This window comes from Mycobacterium sp. Marseille-P9652 (assembly GCF_902652685.1).
In the GTDB taxonomy this organism is placed as follows: Bacteria; Actinomycetota; Actinomycetes; order Mycobacteriales; family Mycobacteriaceae; genus Mycobacterium.
Genome location: NZ_CACRUY010000008.1, coordinates 98,947 through 120,129, shown reverse-complemented (window position 1 = coordinate 120,129; position 21,183 = coordinate 98,947). Strand labels below are relative to the sequence as shown.

Genomic DNA, 21,183 nt, shown 5'->3' with positions numbered 1-21,183 from the left:
GATCGCGACCATCGCTCGGGCTCGTCCAGCGCGTTATGCGCACATTCACAGGGGCCGTCCAGGTATCCGCGTCCGCGGCGGTCATCGGCAATCCGGCCGGTTCCCGCCGCCTGCGCCGGCCCCGAAAAATGCCCTGCGCGGCGGCCGTCTGCGGATCGATTCCGATTTATCCAAGCCGACTCGTGTAATTTCGACATCGTGACGGACACCGACCACCGGGGCCTGCACGCCGGGACCGCCGAGGGCCCGGGACGCCAGACGCTTGCGGTGGGCAGGCCGCTGACGGACGACCCGGGCTACCGCAACGAAATCCATTCCGCCGAGGACGCCATCGACCTCCAGACGTACGGCGGGGGCTTCGACCTCACCCGACGCGCGTCGGCGCCAAAGCTGCGGGTCGGACGCGACCGGTGGTTCAACCTGCTCTGGCTCATCCCGATCGGCTTCGCCCTCCTGGTGGCCGCGGTCGCGATCGGCAAGGGGCTGTACAACATGCCCTCGATTCAGGCGTTCATCCAGCGCTACCCGGGGGTCGACGCGCACGCCAAGACGCCCGGCATTCCCGCCTGGCTCGGCTGGACCCACTTCTTCAACCTGTTCATGATGGTCTTCATCATCAGGTCGGGGATCCAGATCCTCTGCGATCACCCGCGGCTGTACTTCAGCCGCAACGCCACGCCCGGAAAGGACGAGTGGCTGCGGGTGGGTCCACCGGTCCCCGACGACGAATACTGGACCGCGAACTCCGACACCGTCGCCCTGCCACCGCAATTCGGGCTGCCCGGCTTCCGGCATTCGATCGGGCTGGCCCGCTGGTGGCATCTCGGCATGGACGTGCTGTGGCTCGTCAACGGGGCGGTGTTCTACGTGCTGCTGTTCAGCACCGGGCAGTGGCGGCACATCGTGCCCACCAGCTGGTCCGTCTTCCCGAATGCGGCTTCCGTTGCCATCCAATACCTTTCGGTCGAGCACTGGCCCACCGACAACGGCTGGGTCGCCTACAACGCCCTGCAGGTGCTGGCCTACTTCACCACCGTCTTCATCGCCGCCCCGGCCGCGTTGCTCACCGGGCTCGGGATGTCGCCGGCGTTGTCCCAGCGGGTCCATTGGCTGAGCAAGCGGCTGAGCATCCAGCACGCGCGCTCGCTGCACTTCTTGGTGCTGGCCTACTTCCTGTTCTTCATCGTCGTGCACGTCACGCTGGTGTTCGCGACGCAGGCGCTGCGCAACCTCAACCACATGTTCGCCGCCCGCGACGACAACAGCTGGGTGGGTTTCTGCTTGTTCGTCGCGGCCATGGTGCTGACGGCGGTCGCGTGGGTCTGGGCCACTCCCTTCACGATCCGGCACCCCCGGGTCATCCAGCGCGTCGGTTCCGCGCTCGTCGGGCCCTTCCAGCGATCCCTGGAACGGCTGGATCCCAAGCCCGGCGCGTTCACCGAGAAGGACATCTCGCCGCACCACTGGCGCAACGGCCGGCTGCCGGAGACGGTGGAATACAAAGAGTTGCAGGAGAACGACTTCCGGGACTGGCGGCTGAGGGTCTACGGACTCGTCGAGCATCCTATGGAGTTCTCGCTCGACGACCTCAAGGCGTTGCCCTACCACGACCAGATCTCGCAGCACTTCTGCATCCAGGCGTGGTCCGGCGTCGCCAAATGGGGTGGCGTGCAGATGAAGACGATCATGGACATCGTCAAACCACTGCCCGGGGCGAAGTGGGTCGTGTTCTATTCGCTGGGCCTCGGTGCCACCGGCGGCATCTACTACAACGCCCATCCCATCGGCCAGATGGACCACCACATGACGATGCTGGCGTACAACATGAACGACCGGCCACTGCCCTACATGCACGGGGCGCCGCTGCGGCTGCGCAACGAGCTCCAACACGGCTTCAAACTGGTCAAGTGGATCAAGGGAATCGAGTTCGTCGCCGACTTCCGTGACATCGGCAGCGGCTATGGCGGCTACAGCGAGGACCACAAGTATTTCGGGCGGCACCAGACGCTCTGAGCGCCCCGGCGCCACCGTCCGCCGAAGTCGTTTGTGGAAAACGCAATTCGGGTAGCTCAGATTGCATGGGACGGACCGCCAGAACTCCGCAATCGGCGCACGACCTGGAAGAGCGAGTCGAGAGGAAACCCCGGTTGGTCGTCGTCGCGGCCGCCGTGCTGACGCTGCTGGCCTCCGTGGCCAACTTCGCCCTCGGCCACGTCCGCTTGGGCGTCGACGTGGCGAGCATCGGGTTGCTCACCGTCGGCGCGGGCATGTCGTGGCTTGCCATGGAGCGCCGGCGGGTTCGTCAGGCCGAACGCGAAATGACGGTCGACGGCGCGCTGCCGCCGGCCCGCTGGTCCTGACTCAGCTGGGGCACACCTGCTTGACCCAGCCGTCCACGGCGTTGTGGTTCTTGGTGTAGTCCGGGTCGTCGAAATGCGCGCCGCCGGTGGTGACGAAGTGCTCGATGGCGTCCTTGACGTCGGACGGTGGGTTGTAGCCCTCGAGGGTGGTGGCGGCCTTTCGGGCCCCGTCTTTGTCGTTCGCGGTCAGCAGGTCGGCGAACGCGCCGGTGACATCGACGCATTGGTTGCTGTCGAGCGGGGCCGCCGGCGCGGCGGCGCTGGAGCTGGTCGCGCTGGAGGTTGCCGCCGTCGACGATGTCGATGACGACGACTTGCCGGTGGACTGGGTCGTCGTCGATGCGGCAGGCGTCGACTTGCCCCCCGAACACCCTGCTGACAACGCCACCGCCGAAACGATCGCGACCAACAACCACCGACGAGCCATGCGGACCTCCCGAGTGTCCTGTGCGACTGCTCGGCGTAACTTAACGCACCGGCGCCGGGACCGCACCCCTTACGGGTCGCTGCGGCTCGTATTTACTGGAGGGCGGCCAGGTTGTTGACCGACTTGCGGATGTCGCCGCGCAGCACCCGGGCGACCACCCCGCCGACCGGGCCGCTGAGCACGCCCCCGCTGAGGTCGGCCCGCAGATGGAACTCCGATCCGCCGTGGTCGGGGTCGATGTTCAGGCCGACCCCGATGCGGATGCCGCCTCGGGCGCGGCCCTGGAGCTCAATGCCGTTCGGCTCGTCGTAGCACGTGACCTCCCAATGGACCACGTTGCGAAACCCCTTGACCTTGACGCACGACGAGACGCACGTGCCCTTCTCGATCTTGGACGGGACCGGTGAGCGCCAGCCGCCGAAGATCGTCATCCACTCGTCGAACCGGCGCAGGTCGGAGGCGAGTTTCCACGCGGCTTCCGGGTCCAGATCCGACGCCATGGAGACGTTTACCTGCGCCAAGTGTCACTCCTCCTCCAGACGGTGGGTCGCAAGGTTGATACCCGGCGGAGAAGATCGGAAAACCGGCGCCTAGGGCCAGACCTCCTGCAACTGGTGGGCGACATCGATGATCTGGGCGGCCTGGGAATGCGGCGCGTCGATCTCGTCGGCGACGTACTGGGCGACGAAGCGCCGGATTTCGCCGTCGACCCCCGCGAGGATGCGCAGCACCTCGCCGCGGATCGACTTCGACGACACGTTGACGGTGATGTCGGAGGGCCGCGGCTTGGAGACGTCGACGATCAGCAGCAACGGCTCGGCGGCCCGGGCGGTGGCGCGCAGGGCGATGTCCCCCGACACCACGAAGCGCTGCTTGTCGAGCCACAGGTCGACGAGCAGGTCGATCGACAGCGGGATGTGAATGACGAAGGTGATGCTGTCACCCAGACGCCGGGTGACGCGCGGCTCCTGGATCTTGACGTGCGCGCTGACCTTGGCGATCTTGCCGGGGCCCTGGGCGATCGGCTCCATCGCGAACTCGCTGCCCGCAACGTCGGCCAGCGCCGCCGCGACGCGCTCGGGAGTGACCGCGATCTCGAAGAATCGGCGGCCGAACTCCTCGTAGGTGACATAATCCAGGTTCTGCATAGGCTTATACCGTCTCACGTCCCCCGCCGGAACGGCCGCTGATCGGAGTTCGCGTCGCGGCGAGTCGGAAACTTCAACCCCTGGCAAACCGGGGTCGAAGCCCGGGGTGCGGCTACCACGCCGGTTCGACGCGCGCGCCTTCGAAAGTGTTGTGAACCCCACCACAGCAGGGCTATTCGGTTCGGTGTGTCGGGCGGCGGGCTGGGAGGCTTGACGGCTTGGAGGTGTTTGTCAGTTATGGGCGCCCACGATATCGCTGAGTCCCCCGCCGCCGTGTCCCGCGCCGGAAGCCTGCTCCCGTGGCTCGGTGGCGGTCACCGCGCCGAGCCGGGTGAGCCCCACGAGCGGTCCGCCTACGCCGTCGCCGGCGCGGTGGTGCTGGTGGGGGCGCTGCTCGCCTGGGCGGTCGCCGCCGTGGCCCTTCGCCAGTCGACGGGGTGGTCGCTGGCGGCCGTGCTGCCCCTCGCCCTGCTCTTCGGGCTGCTCGTGGGGGCGGTCACGCGGGGCACCGTCGGGGCGCCGCACCGGGGCCGGCGGGGCATCGCGGCCCGCGCCGCCGTCGCGCTGGCGACCGGTGTCTTGATCGGTGAACTGGCGTCGCTCGCGGTGTTCGCGGGTCCCATCGATCACCGCCTGGACGAGACGGCGCTGCGCAACGCGGACTCCACGCCGGCCGTGGCCCGGGCGGCGGCCTCGCTGCAGCAGGACGTGGACGCGCGCGCCGCGCTCGACCGCGCCGTCGACCAGGCCCGCGAGCAGCAGGACAAGGCCCTGGTCGTGGCCCGTTGCGAGTACAACCCGACGCCGGCCTGCCCGCAGACGCGCATCACCGGCGTTCCCGGCCCGGGGCCCGAAACGCGCACGGCCAACGACCTTCTCGCCGACGCGCAACGACAGTTGGACGTTGCCCTCGCGACCCGCGACTCCCGGGCGCCCGGTCTCGACGCCGCGATCGCGCGCGAGCGGCAAACCCTCGACGAGGCGCGCCGGAACGCGGCCGCCGGCGCGGGCCGGGGTCTGGGTGCCCGCTGGGTCGCCATGAACGACTTGGCCGGCGCCGGGGCGCTGTCGCTGCGGCTGGCGACGAGCGCGGCGTGCGCGCTGCTCTGTGTCCTGCCGCTGATACTCGGGCTGTGGCGTGGCCAGACGACACACGACCGGCGGACGGCCGCGCGCGCGGAGCGCGAACGCGCCGAGCTCGACGCCGACACCGCGATCGCGGTCAAGCGCGCCGAGGTGCGCCGCGAGGCCGAGATCCTCTGGGCGGAGCACCAACTCACGCAGGCCCGCCTCGCCGTCGAGGCGCAGATCGAGATAGACCGCGAGCGGCAGCGCCGCCGCGTTGCCGAGGCCATCGAGGGGCCCGCGCCCGCGTCGTCGCGGCGCGAATTCGAGCCCGCCCCGCCGATTGAACCGCCGGAGGAAGACGACATGTATCTGCCGATTGCCGCCGAAGCCGAAGCGGCGAGCCGGGCGATCACGCGATATCCCGCGGGCGCGACAGACGACGGCACGCCGGAGAGCCTGCCGGCGCCGGTCGAACCCGTCGCCGACGTCGAACCGCACCGCGAGCGGGCCACCCCCTTGATCCCGTCGCTGCCCGACGCCACCAAAGCCGCCGCCCGCTGGGTTCGGCCGTTGGTGCCGCCGTTCGTCGCCCGGGTGATCGACAACACCACCGCGCCGCTGCGCACCGCGCGCCAGGTGTTCGAGGAGGTGGAGGAGATCACGTTCTCGCTCAAGCGAACTCGCAAGGTCACCCTCGACTCCCAAGCGACGGACCCGGGCGGCGCGGAGCCCCGCCCCGCGGCCGCCGCGCCCGGGCGGGTCGCATCGTCGCGCGGCGAGCACGCTCGTGACCACGGGGCCGCCGGGTACGCGGCCGGCGACGCCGCGCATGCGTCGATGCGGGAGATATCCGCCGAGGGCGCGGGTCGCCGGACGCTGGGGTCGAGCGGGCGCGACGCCCGTCTGGAGTTGATGGAGCGCGACGGGCCCCGCGAGCTGGACGCGCCCGACGGGCCCCGGCAGTTGCCGCCGGCGGAGTAGCCGATTCGCTCGCTTCAAGGCGGCCAATGGTGCTGCCACTCAGAATCATTGGCATTTCACCCGCCGGGCAGCCTGCGTTAACGTTCCGTTCGTCGCAGCGGATGCAATCGCCTCCCCACTTTGCGAGAATCTCGGAACTATGAAGAAGGTACTGCTGCTGGCCGGTGTCGCCGTGGCGATCGGCACCGCCGCCCCGGCCCACGCCGACCTCACCGCCAGAGATCAGGCGTTCCTGAACACTCTCAGCCAGGCCGGTCTGGTCTACATGAGCCCCGAGCGGGCGGTGGCGGCCGGCAAGTCGGTGTGCGACCTCGCCGACAACGGCATGGAGGGCTTCGAGATCGTCAAGAACCTGCAGGACAAGAATCCGGGGTTCCAGGGCGACGGCGCGGCGAAGTTCGCGGCGCTCGCGGCCCAGGCCTATTGCCCCCAGAAGCTCACCCCCGTGGAGGACACCCAGGCCCCGAAGCCGGGCAACGCCTGAGCGCGGGCAGCCGGACTGGCGGGCCCGGCCCAGGCGTAATATCCAGCCGACGGGCCCGGCCGGGTTCCGTGATTCGCCGGCAATCGGAGGGCGGGATGTCGCGGTGAGGACCGGAAGATCGACCCCCGCCTCGGGCGGCGCATGAAAATCAGCCTGTTCCTCGCGGACGCGGCCCAGGCCGACGCCCAATCCGGCAAAGTCCACGCCCTCGGGCTGGGCTGGCGGCAGTGCCAAACCCCCACTCCCCCTTTCGCGTTGGTGGTGTTCCTCGACATCGACTGGGACGAGACCAACAAGCAGCACAAGCTGAAATGCCAGCTGCTCACCACCGACGGAGAGCCGGTGGAGATCATGGGACCGCAAGGGCCGCAGTTGATTTCATTCGAAGCATCCGCGGAGGCCGGTCGCCCGCCCGGGGCGATCCACGGGACGTCCGTGCGCATGCCGCTGACCCTCAACATCCCCGCCGGCATTCCCCTGGATCCGGGGATCTACGAGTGGCGCGTGGAGGTCGAGGGTTTCGGGCACGCCACGGCCGTCGAGGCGTTCGTGGTCATCGGTCTGCCCCAGCCGTCCGGGTAACGGGCGCAACCGCTTCCGGTCCCCAGCGCTACTCCTCGCCGAACACCTCGTAGAGCTCGGGCAGAAATCCGGCCAGGTGGTTCATCTCCTGCGCGCAGTGCACCAGCAGGTTTCGGGCCATGACCTCCGGCGACCCGATGATCCGCGAGGCGATGGGTCGAATGGCCCGCGACGCCACGCCGGGGCCGTTGCGGACGGCAATGTGCGGGCCGCCCATCCAGAACCGCGACCGCATTTCGGCGCCCGACGGGGTGGACCGGACGTGGTGGACGAACCACCCGATGTCGACCGGCGCGTCCCCCGACCCCAGCCTCGCGCAGATGGCCACGGCGTCGCCGCCGTCCGCGGGCAGGCCCATCGCCGACGGCGCGACGAATTGGATTGCGGCGCGCAGCAAGCTCGAGCCGATGTACTCGCTGATCAGCGAGCAGCGCCCGACGTATCGCCGGTCACCCCGCCGGCCCGCGTCCCTTTCATCCGCACTGCCGTCCCTCCAGGCGGCGGAGAGGTGAGCACGCGGGTGCCACAGCTTGTACCGGCGCGTGTCGCACCCGTGCCAGCCGAACCACCACGCCCACATCGGCGGCGTGACACCGGGCATGTCGGTGCGGACCGACACCTGCAGGCTCCCGTCGTCGAGCACGCCGTAGCCGTTCTCGGTCTGCTGGTAACCCGGGGCGGCGACGCTTGCGGCATCCTCGAAGGCCAGCAGGGCCATGCCCCCCTGCGGACCGTGCTCCAGCGCCTCGGCGACGTGCCTGGGCAGCGGGGCCATCTCGGGCTTGAAGAACTTGCCGAAAGGCGTGTCGGCATCGTCGTGGCGATAGCCGAGATAGAGGTCGCCGGTCATCTAGAGCCGTCCCATCCAGCTGTTGAACAAACCATCGGGGTCGTAGGTGGCGCGCGCCTTATCGAGGCGGGCCATCGCCTCGTTGGAGGCGAAGCGGGCGGGCCGGCGGCCCAGGTTCTCGTCGGCCAGCTGGATGCCGGTCGCGAGGTGCGACATGGCGGCCATGTTCGATCCCGCCCAGTCGCCGTATTTGGCGTCGTCGGCGGGATCCTTCCACGAGCCGTAGAGCGCCAGGTAGATCTCGTCTTCCACGCTGTAGGCCATCTCCTGGCGCTGGGGGGACGGCCCCCAGTTCAGCCAGAGGAAGTGCGACGGGGAGGGCGGCATCGTGTCGAGGATCGTCCGGATGCCGGGGAGCAGCTGCTCCGCAGGCGCCGAGGTCCACATGTTGTCCGCCGCGTAGCGGTGGTCGTCGAGGTAGTGGGTCATGACCGCGGTGTACCAGGTGGGCAGGTCGCTGGGCATGTAGGGAACTTTCACCAGCGCCTTGTCCACCACCGGGCAGGTGCTGAAGATGGCCAGCGCCTGCTCTGCCTCCTCCTCGGAGTCGGCGAACGCCGGCGACGCGAAGGCGATGGCGCGGGTGTCGATGCCCATCTCGGGCAGGCTGCGGGTGGCGATGGCCTGCATCTCGACGCGGCGATCGACCTCGGCGCTGATGCTTCGGGCCCAGGTGTAGATCTCGTCGGCGACGTCCCAGGGATAGACGTAGACGCTGGTGCCGCACACCGCCGGGCGCGGGTACAGCTTGAGGTGGAACGAGGTCACCACGCCGAAGAACCCGGGGCCGGCGCCGCGTGCGGCGAAGAACAGGTCGGGGTGATGGTCGGCGTCGCAGTAGATCCGTTCGCCGTCGGCGGTGATGACGTCCAGTCCGACGACGCTCTCGCACGCCGGCCCGTAGACGCGGCTGTTCCAGCCGTACCCGCCCTGCAGCAGATAACCGCCGAGGCAGACGCCCTTGCAGTGGCCGCCGGGGAAGAACAGGCCCTGCGCCTCGAGGTCGGCCATGAGCAGGCTGCCGCCCTTGCCGGGGCCCACGACCGCGGTCTTGTTCTCGGCGTCGATGGTGGCGTGGTCCAGGCGGCTGACGTCGAGCAGCACGGCGCCGTCACGAAGGTGGCTGGCCGCGAAGCTGTGTCCGCCCGAGACGATGCTGACCGTGTGTCCGTGGGCCTTCGCGTAACGCAGGCCGGCGACGATGTCGTCGGCGTCCACGGCCTGGACGATCACCTCGGGGTAGCGCTCGGGCACGCCCTGGTGCCAGACGGTGGCGCGGCGGGCGTCCTCGTAACCCTCGTCGCCACGGAAGTAATGCCGCCCGGCCGGAAGCGCGCCCATACTGCCTCTCCTTTGAACCGCATTTCGGTCTTTGCTGATTCGCTGTGCGGATCACTATAGTGGACGTGTGTCGAATACGGGGGACAGTTCGCCAACTGGACGCGACGAGGGCATCCAGGTGTTACGCAGGGCCGCCGCCGCGCTGGACGAGATCGCCGCCGAGCCCGGTCAACTGCGCCTGGTGGACCTCGGTGAGCGGCTCGGGCTGGCCAAATCGACGACTCGCCGCCTGCTCGTCGGCCTGGTCGAGGTCGGGTTGGCCAGCGTCGACTCCCGGGGCCGGTTCTCCGTCGGCGAGCGGCTACTGGGCATGGGGCGGGCCGACGGCGCCCGCATTGCGGCGATCTTCCGTCCGACCATCGAGGGCGTGGCGCAGGCCACCGGGGGCGAGACCGTCGACCTGTCGGTGCTGCGGGGGCGGCGGATGCGGTTCATCGACCAGATCGAGTCCACACACCGGCTGCGGGCGGTGTCGGCCGTCGGTGTCCGCTTCCCGTTGGAGTCGACGGCCAACGGGAAGGCGGCCCTGGCGGCACTCGACGACGCAGAAGCGCGGGTCGTCCTGTCGCGCCTGGACCCCGAAACCGCCGACCGGCTGCGCGACGAGATCGACGAGATCCGTTGCAATGGCCTTGCTTTCGACCGCGACGAGCACACGCCGGGCATCTCCGCGGCGGCCATCGCGCGACGCACCGCCGCCCACGGGGTGGTCGCCATCTCCGTCCCGGCGCCCTCCGAGCGGTTCCGGCACAAGGAGCGGCGCATCACCCAGGCGCTCCGCAAGGCCGCCGGCTCGCCCGTGTGGGCGCGCTGAGTCACGCCGTCACGCCAGTTAGCCCGCCGTCCGCGTTACCCCTCGAGAACCCGGCCGCTCGAGCTCGGCTCAGTGGGTCATCGCCGCGGTCCGGCCGAACAGGGCACCCCACTCGTGCCGTGCCGCCGACTGTGCCTCTTCGAAACTGGGCGTCTCCTCGCCATCGCCGGCCAGGTGCACCAGCGCCCACGCCATCGCGAACACCGGCACCTTGTGACGTAGTGCGGCGGTGTGCAATTCGTCGAACGCTGCGTCCGACGGGCACCGGCGCAGCCCGATCAGGATGCCCCGGGCGGTGTCGAGAATGCGGCCGGAGTTCGGGCCGCACGAAGTCTGGGCTGGAACCCAGTTCGCCATCATGCTGTGGTACCTCCTGTTGCGCCCCAGCGATATCCGCCACCCGACGGCGGGAGGAAACCATGCGCTGCGCATCGTCGCGGCTACTCGGTCCTCAAGGGCGCCCTGTGCCATGATTTGTGCAATCGGCGGGCTGTGCCACCCCATGGGGCCATATCGATACGAGCCCGTGACCGTTCCGGGACCCGCGAATCAGCGTGCCAGCGCCAGTATTTCGTCGAAGCCCGCGACAAGCGCGTCATGGAAGACGTCGAAATCCGGGATCGCGGCGGTGTCGACGTTGATTCCGAGGGCGCAGGTGTCGACGTAGGTGAGCAGCGTGACGTTGACCGACGCGCCGATCGTGGGACCGAAGGCGTACTGGGCGCGCACCGGGGCCCCGCCGAGGAAGACGGGCACGGGCACGCCCGGCACGTCGCTGGCCAGGAAGTCGACGTGGCGCAGCACCGAACCGATGTACCAGCGCGGCATCAGGTTCAGCGCGGCGGCGATCAGCTGCGTGTAGGGCAGCGAGCCTTCCCCGCGCACCGTGGACGTGCGCTCGTGGACGGCCTTGATCCGGGCGGCTGGGTCGGCCTCGCCGACGGGTACGTCGAAGCGCATCAGGGTGATCCGGTTACCGCCCATGTCGTCGGCCTTGGTGCGCAGGCTGACCGGCATCGTGAGGTGCAGGTCGCCGACGGAGACCCCGTGCTTCTCGTGATAGCGGCGCAGGCCCCCGGCCACGCCGGCGACGAAGGCGTCGTTGAGCGCCCCGCCACACCGGTGCGCCGCCTCCCGCAGGAGCGGCATCGGCACCTCGTGCACGCCGAGGCGCCGGGTCAAACCGCGCCGGGTCACCAGTGGCGAACCGGGCCGGCCGATCGGCCGGACGGTGCGGTACACCGATGCGGCGGTGGACGCGGCGGATCGCACCGTGGCGACGGGCCGCCGGGCCGTGTCGACCACCATCCGCGGCGCGCCCCTGACCGCCCCCGCGACCGCGCTGCCGAGCAGACCGACGTCGTATCGCCACGTGTCGCGGTATCCGCTCAGCGGCCCGGGGTTCGACACCTCGGGTTCTGGCGGCAGGGGTTCGTGCTCGTAGAGCGCCTCGGACAGGTTGAACAGGTGCATGGCGATCTGGACGCCGCCGACGCCGTCGGTGAGAGCGTGGTGGAACTTGCACATCATCGCCGCGCCGCCGTCTTCGAGGCCGTCGATCAAGGTGGTCTCCCACAGCGCGCGGGCCCGGTCGAAGTCCTGCATCTCGGCCACCCGGGCCAGCTCGAGCACGTCGTCGAGCGTGCCCGGCGCGGGGAGGGCGATCCGTCGCAGGTGGTAGTCGAGGTCGAAGTCCCGGTAGTACTCCCAGCGCGGCGGGGTCGGCGGTGGTGACTCGACGACCCGTTGCCGGAACATGGGGAGCTTGCGGCTGATCAGGTCGAAGCGTTCGCGCACCTCGTCCCAGTCCGGCGAGCGGTCCAGGAGCACCACGCTCACCACGGTCGACCGCAGCCGTGGGTCGGTCTCCATCGCCCAGGTGAAGGCGTCGCTCGCGCGCATGAATGACGTCATGGTCTGCTCCCTTTTGCACAGAACCTACGGCGGCTCGCGCGCGGGGTCAGCAGACTTTGGTCCTCACCAGTGGTGCCGTTCGTCGACTGTGCGGACCGGCCCGTACGGCTCAGCGGGCCAGCTCGCGCACCACCGCCTCGGCGACGGTGATGGCGTGCGTGATCGTTTCGTAGACGACGTTGTCCGGGGTGTCGGTCATCTGGTGGTAGTTCGACAGCGCCTTGTGGCGGTCGATCGAGGAGAAGCACGCGGTCGGATATCCCGCCCGGCTCATCAACACCGCGTCGGTGCTGTTGCGCGACCGCATGCCTCGCCGCAGGGGCGCCTCGGCGCGCTCGGCGGCCCGGACGACGAGATCGCGGAACGGCCGGTGGTAGTAGTCCTCCATGACGGTGGTGCCCTCGCCCTCGAGCATGATCAGCTCGGGCGAGCCGACGGTGTCGAAGTTCAGAAACGACGTGCGGTCGCGGTCGAGCCGGTCCTTGTGGCGCGCCATGAAACCGTAGATGCCGCCCTGCAACTGCTCCTCGGCGCCGAGCGAGACCAGCAACACCCGCACGCCCCGGACCGGTCGCTCCCGCAGGCGCTCGGCGAGCGCGACGAGCAGCGCGACCGCGGACAGATTGTCGTTGGCCCCGGGGACGATCGGGCTCCTGGCGATGTCGGCGAACACGGCAACGCCCACCGCGCTCGCCGCCGCACCCGCCAGCATCATCTTCCGGTTGCCGCGCAGCGCGCCGATGCCGGCCAGCGCCGGCGCGAATATCGAGGGCCACCAGTTGGGCAGCGAGGTGTCGATTCGCTCGACGATCCCGGGGAAGCGTTCGACGAAGAACCGTTGGTAGCCCGGCTCGAAGAACTTCCCGCTGTGCGCGGCGTCGTGGTGCGCACACACGACGACCGTCCGCTCGCCGTCCGGGTCACCGGCCTCGGCGACGACGTTCCATGTGGTGGAAGGCTTTTCGATGGCCCGGCGCGCGAACCGGACGCCGTTCGAGCAGTCGTCGGCGATGGCCAGGCCGGCCCCCAGCCCGGCCAGGGCGGCCGGCGCGCGCAGGCGGCGGGTGACCAGGGCGGCGATGCCCGCCACCGCCCCGACCGCCGACAGTCTGGCGTGCAGTCGCGGGTAGCCGCCATAGAACTCTTCGACCTCTATGCGCGCGTTCCGGGCGCCGGCCGCGTTCAGGCGCTCGACGATCCACTCGGCCGCCCGCCGTTCGCCCGGCTCCCCCGCGGCGCGCTCGATCGGCGCCAGCGTCTCGACGACCTCGCGCATGGTGGCCAGCTCGCCGGGTAGCGCGGTGATCGCGGTCACATGCACGTCGTCACCCTACTGAACGCGGCGCGGCCGGCCCTGGCCTAGGACATCGGCGCCTCGCTGCCGTCCTACGCGCCCGCCACCGCGGCGCTGCGGCCGAGCGAGTCGATGGCCGCCCGCAGCTTGCCGGTGACCTCCTCGGAGATCGGGCGCAGTGCCGGCTCGCCCGTCACCTCCACGAGCATCGCGGGGTTCATCGCCTCGACCAGCACCGTGCCGGCGTGGTCGGGGTCGCTGCGCACCACCACGTTGCACGGCAGCAGGAGCCCGATCTGGCGGTTCGCGTCGATCGCGCGGTGCGCCAGCGGCGGATTGCAGGCGCCGAGGATCAGGTAGTCCTCCATGTCGTGGCCGAGCTTGGCCTTCAGCGTGGCCTTGACGTCGATCTCGGTCAGCACGCCGAAACCCTGCTCCGCGAGCGCCGCACGGGTGCGCGCGACGGCCTCCTCGAACGAACTGTGCAGCGACGTCGAGATTCCCAGTTCCATGGCGACTACTCCTTTGTGCTCGGATTCTGCGGCGCCCGCCTCAGGCGAGCGCCAGGAACAACTTCTCCAGTTCGGCTTCGCTCAGCGGGGTGCCGCCGTCAGCCGCGCTGCCCGAGACACATTCCCTCAACCCCGTCGCGACGATCTTGAACCCGGCGCGATCGAGCGCGCGCGAAACCGCGGCGAGTTGCGTGACGACCTCTTTGCAGTCGCGGCCCTGCTCGATCATCGAGATGACGCCGGCCAGTTGACCCTGGGCGCGGCGCAACCGGTTCAACACGGCGGCGATGCTGTCTTGGTCACCAATCACTGGATCCTCCGTCTCGGTGTGCCGCTTGGTACCCCCAGGGGTATAAGCCGGCAGGTCGCCAATATACCCCTTTGGGTATATATCTGCCAGGTTAGCCCGTCGGGATTACAGTATCGCCCCGAGATCCTTCGCGCGGGCGATGTCGTCCCAGTCGACCGCGAGCTCGAGCAGCACTTCCTCCGTGTGCTGGCCGTGCTCCGGGGCCCGCGCAGGGGCGGGCGGCGTCTCGTCGAATTGGACGGGCGCGGCGACGAGCCGGTACTTCTCGCCGTGGTCGTCGACGTTGGTCACCACGTACCCGTTGGGCTCGACCTGCGGGTCGTTGAGCGTCTCCCGCGGTGTCGCCAGCGCACCCCAGACCCCCGGCTCGTCCTCGAGAACCTTCTGCCAGTGCGCGAGGTCGTGGGCGGCGAACGCGTCGTTGAAGATGGCGGTCGCCTCCGCCGCATTGGCGATCAGGTTGCTCGACGGCACGAACCGCTCGTCGGTCGCCAGCTCCGGCAACCCCATGCGGTGGCAGAAGCCGGCCCAGAACTTGTCGGGCTGGAGGAAGACGAGCTGGATCCATCTGCCGTCTTTGGTCTTGTACCTGTTGACCAAGGGGTTGATCGCCAGCCCGGGCGGCGCCCCCGGGATACCGTCGATGCCGAAGAAGTCGGCCGCGCAGATCGACGGCGCGATGGCCCACATCGCCTGCGCCAGCAGGGAGGAGTCGACGATCGTCGCCTTGCCGGTGCGTTCCCGGTGGAACAGGGCGGCGCACACGCCGCCGGCCAGCGTCGCCCCGCCCTGCAGGTCGCCGAAAGCCGGCCCCTGGACGGCCGGCGTCTCCGAGCCGAACGGCGTCAGCGTGTACGCCACGCCGCCCCGGGCCAGGTAGGTGGCCGCGTCGAATCCGCCGCGGTCCCGGTCCGGTCCGCGCACGCCCAGCCCGGTGCCGCGGGCGATGATGATGTCGGGGTTGAAGGAGCGGATGTCCTCGACCGTCAGCCTCGCCCGCTCCAGCGCGCCGGGCAGCCAGTTCGTGAGGAACACGTCGGCACTGGCCAGCAGCCTGCCGAAGAACTCGCGGCCCGCCTCGGACTTGATGTCGACGGCGATGCTGCGCTTGCCCCGGTTGCCGAGCTCGAGGATGAAGTCGGCGTCCGGCCGGGCCGCCTCGCGCGTGAAACCGCCGACCACCAGCGCCCGTCCGGGATCGCCCGAGGCGACCCCTTCCACCTTGATCACGTCGGCGCCCCAATCCGCCAGCGCGGCGCCGGCCGACGGGACGTAGGTCCACGACGCCAGTTCGACAACACGGACACCCTGCAGGACACCGGGCATCGCCACCCCCTCGGGCCTTTCTTGCTATTTTAAGTATTCTAGCTACTCTAAGGGATATCGATAGCCCGGCCGCAGCCACGCGCAGTGTGTTCGCGGAAGAGATGCGATGGAGCCGACCATTGGACGAGCCCGGTCTCCGGTGCGGCGGCCCGGTGCCGTGGCGAATGATCCTGAGCAGCAACATGATTGAGATTCGGCCACGATGACGGAGGACGGACCATGGGCAGGGTGACGGGTAAGGTCGCCGTGATCAGCGGGGCGGCCCGCGGTCAGGGGCGCTCCCACGCAAGGATGCTGGCCGCCGAGGGCGCCGACATCATCGCCGTGGATCTGTGCGCGGACATCGAAACCAACCGATACCCGCTCGCCCGGCCGGAAGACCTCGACGAGACGGCGCGGCTGGTCGAGAAGGAGGGCCAGCGCGCGTACACGGCCATCGCCGACGTCCGCGACCGCGTGGCCCTGGGCGCCGCGATCGAGGCGGGCGTGGCCGAGTTCGGCCACCTCGACATCGTGGTCGCGAACGCCGGCATCTGCCCGCTCACCGCCGGACTGCCGCCGCAGGCGTTCGCCGACGCCGTCGACGTGGACCTGGTCGGCGTCCTCAACCTGGTGCACGCGAGCCTGAAGCATCTCCAGGCGGGCGCGTCGATCATCGTGATCGGGTCGAACGCGGCGTTCATGTCGTCGATGAACACCACCGGCATCGACGGTGGTCCGGGCGGCGCCGGCTATGCGTTCGCGAAAATCGCTGCCGCGCACTATGTCAACGACTTCGCCCTGGCCCTGGCGCCGTTCTCCATCCGCATGAACGCGGTCCATCCGACCAATGTCAACACCGACATGCTGCACAGCGAGCCGATGTACCGGGCCTTCCGGCCCGACCTGAAGGAGCCGACGCGCGCGGACGCCGAGCCGGTCTTCCCGGTGGTGCAGGCGATGCCCATCCCCTACGTCGAACCCGAGGACATCAGCGAGGCCGTCCTCTTCCTGGCCTCGGACGCGGCGCGCTACATCACCGGCCAGCAGCTGCGTGTCGACGCCGGCGGCTTCCTCAAGGTGAAGCCGTGGTCGGGGGGCTGAGCGGCGCTGTGAGCGAACGGGATTCGGGGAGGGGCGTCGAGCGCCGCCTGTACGAACTGATGGTGCTCATGAAGGCGGCCGACGACCGGCTGTCCAAGGGCATCGGGACCGGCGAGTTCATGTGCGTCTACTGGCCGTCGCGCGGCCAGGAGGCCATCGCCGCCGCGATGGGTGTGTGCCTGCGACCCGACGACCAGTTGGTCACCACGTACCGCGGCCTGCACGACCTCATCGGCAAGGGTGTTCCGCTGGAAGAGATCTACGGCGAGATGATGGGTCGCACCGTCGGCGCGAGCCGCGGCAAGGGCGGCACCATGCACATCGCGAACCCAGCGAAGGGCGTCATGCTGTCCACCGGAATCGTCGGGGCCGGACCGCCCGTGGCGGTCGGACTGGCCATGGCCGCCCGACGCAAGGGCCTCGACCGCGTCACGGTGGTCAGCTTCGGCGACGGCGCCACCAACACCGGGTCGTTCCACGAGGCGGCCAACATGGCCGCTTTGTGGTGCCTCCCAACGGTTTTCGTGTGCCAGAACAACCGCTACGCGGAGATGACGCCGACGACGGACACCATGAAACTCGAGCACGTGGCCGAGCGGGCGGCGGGATACGGCATGCCGGGCGTCCGCGTCGACGGCAACGATCCGCTGGCGGTCAAGACCGCGCTGGAAGCCGCGCTGGAGCGGGCGCGGGCCGGGGGCGGCCCGACGTTGCTCGAGTGCGAAACCTTCCGCTTCCGCGGCCACTACTTCGGCGACCGCATGCCCTACATTCCCAAGGATCAACTTGCCGAGGCGATGGCGGCCGACCCGGTGCCGCGGTTCCGTGACCACCTCGCCCAGGCGGGGATCTGCGGCGCAGACGAACTCGACCGCATCGAGGCGGAGGCGCTGACCGCTGTGGAAAGCGCCCTGGCCGCGGTGATGGCCGCGGATGCCCCGGCCGCCGACGAACTCGACCGCGACGTGTATGCCACTCCGATCAAGTTTCCGGTGTGAGTGATGGACGAAAAAGAAATGACGATGCGCGAGGCGCTGAACCTCGCACTGGACGAGGCCCTGGCGGCCGACGAGCGGGTGTTCCTGCTCGGTGAGGACATCGCCGACCCCGGCGCGTCGGGACCCACCGCCGGCCTGTCGACGAAATACGGCCACGAACGGGTGCTCGACACGCCCATCTCGGAGGCCGCGATCGTGGGCGCCGCCATCGGGGCGGCGATCGACGGCATGCTGCCGGTGGCCGAGATCATGATCATGGACTTCATCGGCATCGCCGCCGACCAGCTGATCAACAACGCCGCCAAGCTACGGTTCATGACCGCGGGCCGCACGACGGCACCGATCACCATCCGCACCCAGGTCTACGGGGGGCTGGCGACGGGCGCCACGCACTCCCAGAGCCTGGAGGCGTGGTTCATGCACATCCCCGGCATGAAGGTGATCGTGCCCGCCACGCCGCGTGACGCCAAAGGCCTGCTGACCGCGGCGATCTTCGACGAGGACCCCTGCCTGTTCGTCGAGACGATCCGCCTGCAGAGCAAAAAGGGTCCGGTCCCGCTCGAACCCGGGTTCTCGATCCCGTTGGGGCAGGCCGACGTCAAGAGGCCCGGCACCGACGTGACCCTGATCGCCTACGGGCGCAGCGTGCACGACGCGCTGGCGGCGGCGGCCACCCTCCAGGAGCAACAGGTCAGCGCCGAGGTGGTCGACCTGCGCACCCTCGTGCCCCTCGACGTCGACACCATCGTCGAATCCGCCCGCCGCACAGGGCGCGTCGTCGTCGTGCACGACGCCGTCCAGTTCGCCGGTCCCGGGGCCGAAATCGCCGCGATATTGCAGGCCGAGTTGTTCGGCGAGCTGGCCGCGCCCATCGAACGCGTCGGCGCCCGGTTCGTTCCCAACCCCGCCGCACCTGCGCTCGAGGCGCAGGTGTACCCCTCGCCGTCGCGCATTGTCGCCGCCGCGCTGAGCACCCTCCAGAGGGCCAAGGTCCATGGCTGACTTCGTCATTCGCATCCCGCGGGTTTCCGTGGCCGTCTCCGAGGCCGAGCTGACCGGGCTCCTCGTCGACGCCGGCGAGCACGTCGACGAGGGGACGCCCATCTACGTGATCGCCACCGAGAAGGTGGAGCAGGAGATCGAGGCCGGGGCATCGGGCACCGTGCAGTGGACCGGCCAGGTCGGGACCGTCTACGACATCGGCGCCGAAATTGGCGTCATCACTTCATAAGTCGACAAGCGACGTAACCGGAGAAAGGGCAGCGAATGGACCTCAACGAGACCCGCGAGAGGATCATCTACGAAAAGGAGGGCCCGATCGCGCGTGTCACGCTGAACTGGCCGGAGAAGGCCAACGCCCAGGACCAGAAGCTGGCCGAGGAGGTCGACGCGGCGCTGCTCGACGCCGACCGCGACTACGACATCAAGGTCGTGATCCTCAAGGCCAACGGCAAGGGCTTCTGCTCCGGACACGCGATCGGCAACAACGCGGTCGACTACCCGGCCTTCGTCGAGGGCGCGAAAGTGATGGGCACGCCCTGGAAGCCGCAGACCGACCTGTTCGTCAAGCCGGTGCTCAACCTGTGGGAGTTCTCCAAGCCGACGATCGCGCAGGTGCACGGCTACTGCGTGGGCGGGGGCACGCATTACGGGCTGACCACCGACATCGTCATCGCGTCGGAGGACGCCTACTTCTCCTACCCGCCGCTGCAGGGGTTCGGCATGCCGTCGGGCGAATGCTCCATCGAGCCCTGGGTTTTCATGAACTGGCGGCGAGCCGCCTACTACCTGTACACCGCCGAGGTCGTCGACGCCCACAAGGCGCTGGAGTACGGCCTGATCAACGAGGTGGTCCCGCGCGAACAGCTGACCGACCGGGTCGAGACCATCGCCCGCCACATCGCCCAGGCGCCGATGACGACGCTGCTGGCGACCAAGGCCAACCTCAAGCGCGCGTGGGAGCTGATGGGCATGCGGGTGCACTGGCAGAGCTCCAACGACCTCGTCGCGCTCGCCTCCATCAGCAGGGACGTGCAGGAGCTGATCCAGACGGTGTTCAAGGACAAGGTGCTGCCGGCCGAGCAGGCGCGGCGCCAGGCGGCCGCGGCTTCCCAGACCGACGGTGCCGCAACCAGTTAGGCCGGTCCGCCAATGAACATCGCCGACCACGCCGCGACGGCCCCCGACTCGGTGGCTCTCGTGATCGCGGACGGCGACACCATCTCGTACTCGGCGCTGCACGAGCGGAGCCTGCGGGCCGCGGCGCTCCTGCACGAGGCGGGGCTGCGCCGCGGCGACGGCGTGGCCCTGGTGCTGCCCAACCGGCCCGAATTCTTCGAAATCACCTGGGGCTGCCAACTTTCCGGGCTCTACTACACCGCGGTCAACACCCACTTCACGCCGGACGAGGTCGCCTACGTCGTCGACGACTCCGACGCCCACGCGGTCTTCGTCGACGCGTCGATGCCCGAACTCGCGGAGCACATCCTGCGGGTCAACTCGGGGGTCAAGCTCCATGTCGCGGTCGGGGGCGGGCTGCCGGGGTGGCGGACCTACGAGGACGCGCTGGCCTCGGCCGGCGATCCGCCGCCGCACTCGGACGGCTCGGAGATGCTGTACTCGTCGGGAACCACGGGGCGGCCCAAGGCCGTTCGCCGGCCGCTGCCGGTCGACGGCAACGGCTCGTGGGCCCAGGCGGTGCTGGAGATGGCGCTCGTCCACAAGTACGGCATGAGCTCCGACAGCGTGTACCTCTCCCCCGCCCCGCTGTATCACGCGGCGGGGGTCAACTACACGATGGCGGTCAACCGCGTCGGCGCCGCCTCCATCCTGATGCGCAAGTTCGACGCCGAAACCGTGCTGCGGCTGATCGAAACGCACCGCGTGACGCACGCGCAGTTCGTCCCCACGATGTTCGTGCGGATGCTGAAGCTGCCCAAGGCCGTCCGCGAGGGCTACGACGTGTCGAGCCTGCGCTGCGTGATCCACGCCGCCGCGCCCTGCCCGGTGGACGTCAAGCACCGGATGATGGACTGGTTCGGGCCCATCATCCACGAATACTACGGCGGCACCGAGGGATTCGCGGGGACGACGATCGGGCCCGAGGAGTGGCTGGCGCACCCCGGCTCGGTCGGCAGGCCGATGACTGCCGTGCACGTCCTGGGCGAGGACGGGGCCGAGCTTCCCGCGGGCGAGCCTGGCGAGTTGTTCTTCGAGGGTGGACCCGACTTCGAGTACTTCAAGGATCCGGTCAAGACCGCGTCGGTGGCCAACGATCGCGGCTGGCGCTCGCTGGGCGACATGGGCTACCTCGACGACGACGGCTACCTCTACCTCACCGACCGCTCGACGTTCATGATCGTGTCGGGTGGGGTCAACATCTACCCGCAGGAGGTCGAGAACCTGCTCGTCATGCACCCCAAGCTGGCCGACGCCGCGGTGTTCGGCGTCCCCAACGACGAGTTCGGCGAGGAGGTCAAGGCCGTCGTCCAACCGGCGGACGGCGTGGCGGCGGGCCCCGACCTCGAGGCCGAGCTCATCGCGCACTGCCGGGCTCACCTGGCCGGCTACAAGTGCCCGCGCACCGTCGACTTCACCCCGGAGTTGCCCCGGGACCCGAACGGAAAGCTGTACAAGCGGCGCCTGCGCGAACGATATTGGCAGGGGCGCGTGTCCCGGATCGTCTGAACGA

Annotated in this window: 23 protein-coding genes; 12 read left to right on the top strand and 11 right to left on the bottom strand. The window is 69.4% G+C overall.

Annotated features, from left to right (window positions below):
• Positions 1-267 precede the first annotated feature (267 nt).
• Both GPY60_RS07315 and GPY60_RS07310 read left to right on the top strand, forming a co-directional pair.
• Positions 268-2,013 carry a molybdopterin-dependent oxidoreductase gene (locus GPY60_RS07315; protein ID WP_156687000.1) on the top strand — a complete coding sequence of 582 codons (1,746 nt, stop codon included), beginning with the start codon at positions 268-270 and terminating at the stop codon, positions 2,011-2,013.
• Between the two features lie 65 nt (positions 2,014-2,078).
• Positions 2,079-2,360 carry a LapA family protein gene (locus tag GPY60_RS07310; protein WP_156686966.1) on the top strand — a complete coding sequence of 94 codons (282 nt, stop codon included), beginning with the start codon at positions 2,079-2,081 and terminating at the stop codon, positions 2,358-2,360.
• Between the two features lies 1 nt (position 2,361).
• Here GPY60_RS07310 and GPY60_RS07305 read toward each other — a convergent pair whose 3' ends face one another.
• From GPY60_RS07305 to GPY60_RS07295, 3 genes are all read right to left on the bottom strand, one after another.
• Positions 2,362-2,787 carry a hypothetical protein gene (locus tag GPY60_RS07305; RefSeq protein WP_156686965.1) on the bottom strand — a complete coding sequence of 142 codons (426 nt, stop codon included), beginning with the start codon at positions 2,785-2,787 and terminating at the stop codon, positions 2,362-2,364.
• Positions 2,788-2,879: 92 nt separating this feature from the next.
• Entirely contained in the window at positions 2,880-3,308 is a 429-nt protein-coding gene (locus GPY60_RS07300; RefSeq protein ID WP_197283575.1) for a type II toxin-antitoxin system Rv0910 family toxin, read from the bottom strand.
• A 69-nt stretch (positions 3,309-3,377) separates the two neighbouring features.
• Positions 3,378-3,935: a hypothetical protein gene (locus tag GPY60_RS07295; protein ID WP_156686964.1), complete on the bottom strand. Its 558-nt coding sequence runs from the start codon at positions 3,933-3,935 to the stop codon at positions 3,378-3,380.
• 237 nt (positions 3,936-4,172) lie between these two features.
• Between GPY60_RS07295 and GPY60_RS07290 the strand changes: the two genes are divergently transcribed.
• From GPY60_RS07290 to GPY60_RS07280, 3 genes are all read left to right on the top strand, one after another.
• Complete coding sequence (locus tag GPY60_RS07290) at positions 4,173-5,984, top strand: DUF4407 domain-containing protein (protein WP_156686963.1); 1,812 nt, start codon at positions 4,173-4,175, stop codon at positions 5,982-5,984.
• Between the two features lie 139 nt (positions 5,985-6,123).
• The gene (locus GPY60_RS07285; protein WP_156686962.1) at positions 6,124-6,468 is read left to right on the top strand and encodes a DUF732 domain-containing protein; all 345 of its coding nucleotides are present in this window, start codon (positions 6,124-6,126) and stop codon (positions 6,466-6,468) included.
• Between the two features lie 141 nt (positions 6,469-6,609).
• Positions 6,610-7,050: a DUF6941 family protein gene (locus GPY60_RS07280; protein ID WP_156686961.1), complete on the top strand. Its 441-nt coding sequence runs from the start codon at positions 6,610-6,612 to the stop codon at positions 7,048-7,050.
• Between the two features lie 28 nt (positions 7,051-7,078).
• On the opposite strand, the gene GPY60_RS07275 is transcribed toward GPY60_RS07280, so the two are convergent.
• Both GPY60_RS07275 and GPY60_RS07270 read right to left on the bottom strand, forming a co-directional pair.
• Complete coding sequence (locus GPY60_RS07275) at positions 7,079-7,900, bottom strand: DAPG hydrolase family protein (RefSeq protein ID WP_156686960.1); 822 nt, start codon at positions 7,898-7,900, stop codon at positions 7,079-7,081.
• A complete protein-coding gene (locus GPY60_RS07270; protein ID WP_156686959.1) occupies positions 7,901-9,241 on the bottom strand; it encodes an FAD-binding oxidoreductase in 1,341 nt (446 codons plus the stop codon).
• 67 nt (positions 9,242-9,308) lie between these two features.
• Between GPY60_RS07270 and GPY60_RS07265 the strand changes: the two genes are divergently transcribed.
• Positions 9,309-10,055 (top strand): IclR family transcriptional regulator, encoded by a 747-nt coding sequence (locus tag GPY60_RS07265; RefSeq protein WP_156686958.1) that lies wholly within the window; start codon positions 9,309-9,311, stop codon positions 10,053-10,055.
• 69 nt (positions 10,056-10,124) lie between these two features.
• On the opposite strand, the gene GPY60_RS07260 is transcribed toward GPY60_RS07265, so the two are convergent.
• The 6 genes from GPY60_RS07260 to GPY60_RS07235 all read right to left on the bottom strand — a co-directional run bounded on the left by GPY60_RS07260 (position 10,125) and on the right by GPY60_RS07235 (position 15,411).
• A complete protein-coding gene (locus GPY60_RS07260; RefSeq protein ID WP_156686957.1) occupies positions 10,125-10,415 on the bottom strand; it encodes an ANTAR domain-containing protein in 291 nt (96 codons plus the stop codon).
• 189 nt (positions 10,416-10,604) lie between these two features.
• Positions 10,605-11,969 (bottom strand): wax ester/triacylglycerol synthase domain-containing protein, encoded by a 1,365-nt coding sequence (locus GPY60_RS07255; RefSeq protein ID WP_156686956.1) that lies wholly within the window; start codon positions 11,967-11,969, stop codon positions 10,605-10,607.
• Between the two features lie 109 nt (positions 11,970-12,078).
• Positions 12,079-13,284 carry a M28 family metallopeptidase gene (locus GPY60_RS07250; protein WP_197283579.1) on the bottom strand — a complete coding sequence of 402 codons (1,206 nt, stop codon included), beginning with the start codon at positions 13,282-13,284 and terminating at the stop codon, positions 12,079-12,081.
• A 71-nt stretch (positions 13,285-13,355) separates the two neighbouring features.
• Positions 13,356-13,775 carry a DUF302 domain-containing protein gene (locus GPY60_RS07245; protein ID WP_156686955.1) on the bottom strand — a complete coding sequence of 140 codons (420 nt, stop codon included), beginning with the start codon at positions 13,773-13,775 and terminating at the stop codon, positions 13,356-13,358.
• Between the two features lie 40 nt (positions 13,776-13,815).
• A complete protein-coding gene (locus GPY60_RS07240) occupies positions 13,816-14,085 on the bottom strand; it encodes a metal-sensitive transcriptional regulator (protein WP_156686954.1) in 270 nt (89 codons plus the stop codon).
• A 105-nt stretch (positions 14,086-14,190) separates the two neighbouring features.
• Entirely contained in the window at positions 14,191-15,411 is a 1,221-nt protein-coding gene (locus GPY60_RS07235; RefSeq protein WP_156686953.1) for a CaiB/BaiF CoA transferase family protein, read from the bottom strand.
• Between the two features lie 219 nt (positions 15,412-15,630).
• On the opposite strand from GPY60_RS07235, the gene GPY60_RS07230 reads away from it, so the two are divergent.
• From GPY60_RS07230 to GPY60_RS07205, 6 genes are read left to right on the top strand one after another with little or no spacing between them, the layout of a single operon-like run.
• Positions 15,631-16,494 carry a mycofactocin-coupled SDR family oxidoreductase gene (locus GPY60_RS07230; RefSeq protein ID WP_156686952.1) on the top strand — a complete coding sequence of 288 codons (864 nt, stop codon included), beginning with the start codon at positions 15,631-15,633 and terminating at the stop codon, positions 16,492-16,494.
• Positions 16,495-16,553: 59 nt separating this feature from the next.
• Complete coding sequence (locus GPY60_RS07225; protein ID WP_156686997.1) at positions 16,554-17,492, top strand: thiamine pyrophosphate-dependent dehydrogenase E1 component subunit alpha; 939 nt, start codon at positions 16,554-16,556, stop codon at positions 17,490-17,492.
• Between the two features lie 3 nt (positions 17,493-17,495).
• Positions 17,496-18,494, top strand: a complete 999-nt coding sequence (locus GPY60_RS07220; RefSeq protein ID WP_156686951.1) for an alpha-ketoacid dehydrogenase subunit beta — start codon at positions 17,496-17,498, stop codon at positions 18,492-18,494.
• The gene (locus tag GPY60_RS07215) at positions 18,487-18,723 is read left to right on the top strand and encodes a biotin/lipoyl-containing protein (RefSeq protein WP_156686950.1); all 237 of its coding nucleotides are present in this window, start codon (positions 18,487-18,489) and stop codon (positions 18,721-18,723) included. Before GPY60_RS07220 ends, GPY60_RS07215 begins: the two co-directional genes overlap by 8 nt.
• 35 nt (positions 18,724-18,758) lie before the next feature.
• Complete coding sequence (locus GPY60_RS07210) at positions 18,759-19,631, top strand: enoyl-CoA hydratase/isomerase family protein (RefSeq protein ID WP_156686949.1); 873 nt, start codon at positions 18,759-18,761, stop codon at positions 19,629-19,631.
• 12 nt (positions 19,632-19,643) lie between these two features.
• On the top strand, positions 19,644-21,179 hold the full coding sequence (locus GPY60_RS07205) for an acyl-CoA synthetase (RefSeq protein WP_156686948.1): 1,536 nt from the start codon (positions 19,644-19,646) through the stop codon (positions 21,177-21,179).
• The last annotated feature ends 4 nt before the right edge of the window (positions 21,180-21,183 follow it).

What these genes read in the sequence shown, in the direction of transcription:
- GPY60_RS07310 (WP_156686966.1), top strand. Translation starts at nt 2,079, where the DNA reads ATGGGACGGACCGCCAGAACTCCGCAATCGGCGCACGACCTGGAAGAG.
- GPY60_RS07305 (WP_156686965.1), bottom strand. Translation starts at nt 2,787, where the DNA reads ATGGCTCGTCGGTGGTTGTTGGTCGCGATCGTTTCGGCGGTGGCGTTG.
- GPY60_RS07295 (WP_156686964.1), bottom strand. Translation starts at nt 3,935, where the DNA reads ATGCAGAACCTGGATTATGTCACCTACGAGGAGTTCGGCCGCCGATTC.
- GPY60_RS07290 (WP_156686963.1), top strand. Translation starts at nt 4,173, where the DNA reads ATGGGCGCCCACGATATCGCTGAGTCCCCCGCCGCCGTGTCCCGCGCC.
- GPY60_RS07285 (WP_156686962.1), top strand. Translation starts at nt 6,124, where the DNA reads ATGAAGAAGGTACTGCTGCTGGCCGGTGTCGCCGTGGCGATCGGCACC.
- GPY60_RS07280 (WP_156686961.1), top strand. Translation starts at nt 6,610, where the DNA reads ATGAAAATCAGCCTGTTCCTCGCGGACGCGGCCCAGGCCGACGCCCAA.
- GPY60_RS07275 (WP_156686960.1), bottom strand. Translation starts at nt 7,900, where the DNA reads ATGACCGGCGACCTCTATCTCGGCTATCGCCACGACGATGCCGACACG.
- GPY60_RS07270 (WP_156686959.1), bottom strand. Translation starts at nt 9,241, where the DNA reads ATGGGCGCGCTTCCGGCCGGGCGGCATTACTTCCGTGGCGACGAGGGT.
- GPY60_RS07260 (WP_156686957.1), bottom strand. Translation starts at nt 10,415, where the DNA reads ATGATGGCGAACTGGGTTCCAGCCCAGACTTCGTGCGGCCCGAACTCC.
- GPY60_RS07255 (WP_156686956.1), bottom strand. Translation starts at nt 11,969, where the DNA reads ATGACGTCATTCATGCGCGCGAGCGACGCCTTCACCTGGGCGATGGAG.
- GPY60_RS07245 (WP_156686955.1), bottom strand. Translation starts at nt 13,775, where the DNA reads ATGGAACTGGGAATCTCGACGTCGCTGCACAGTTCGTTCGAGGAGGCC.
- GPY60_RS07235 (WP_156686953.1), bottom strand. Translation starts at nt 15,411, where the DNA reads ATGCCCGGTGTCCTGCAGGGTGTCCGTGTTGTCGAACTGGCGTCGTGG.
- GPY60_RS07230 (WP_156686952.1), top strand. Translation starts at nt 15,631, where the DNA reads ATGGGCAGGGTGACGGGTAAGGTCGCCGTGATCAGCGGGGCGGCCCGC.
- GPY60_RS07225 (WP_156686997.1), top strand. Translation starts at nt 16,554, where the DNA reads ATGGTGCTCATGAAGGCGGCCGACGACCGGCTGTCCAAGGGCATCGGG.
- GPY60_RS07220 (WP_156686951.1), top strand. Translation starts at nt 17,496, where the DNA reads ATGGACGAAAAAGAAATGACGATGCGCGAGGCGCTGAACCTCGCACTG.
- GPY60_RS07215 (WP_156686950.1), top strand. Translation starts at nt 18,487, where the DNA reads ATGGCTGACTTCGTCATTCGCATCCCGCGGGTTTCCGTGGCCGTCTCC.
- GPY60_RS07210 (WP_156686949.1), top strand. Translation starts at nt 18,759, where the DNA reads ATGGACCTCAACGAGACCCGCGAGAGGATCATCTACGAAAAGGAGGGC.
- GPY60_RS07205 (WP_156686948.1), top strand. Translation starts at nt 19,644, where the DNA reads ATGAACATCGCCGACCACGCCGCGACGGCCCCCGACTCGGTGGCTCTC.